This is a genomic window from Paenibacillus sp. 598K (assembly GCF_003851045.1).
Classification (GTDB): Bacteria; Bacillota; Bacilli; order Paenibacillales; family Paenibacillaceae; genus Paenibacillus_D.
On record NZ_BFBX01000119.1, the window covers coordinates 625 to 1,050 of the forward strand.

Here is a 426-nt window from a genome sequence, read left to right on the forward strand (position 1 = left end):
GTACATCGTCATCAAAATTCGGCAGCTAGCCGCTGCGCATCCAGGTGGGCAATGCGCTGACGAGCCAAGCGGTGTCACTAATCCAGCAGGGAAGGATCGGTTCGGACAGCAGCAACACGGGTTTTTGTGCCAGATAGAGCGCCTGAGCAACGATCGGCTAAGGCGGCAACGTCTTCGCGATCAACTGCAACGAACTTGGCGTCATCCACATCCGCGCGGGTCAGCAGTGGCGACATTGAAATCAGTAGAATTCAAGTCTTATAGCATTATCAATCGCCTCGCATCGAACGAAGGGGTGTTCGGTGCGGGGCGTTTTCTATTTTTGGATAATGATCAAATTAATTGTTTCGGAAAATCAGTTTTAAAAAAACAGATTAAGTAATTAGAAGTAGATTCTATTTTTGTTTTTAATGATCACTATTTCGC

At 46.7% G+C, this 426-nt stretch carries 1 protein-coding gene; it reads left to right on the forward strand.

Translation table 11 applies throughout. From position 1 onward, the window contains the following. Positions 1-382, forward strand: a 382-nt coding sequence (locus tag PA598K_RS36635; protein ID WP_185602276.1) for a hypothetical protein, incomplete at its 5' end; no start/stop codon positions are given. Between the last annotated feature and the right edge of the window lie 44 nt (positions 383-426).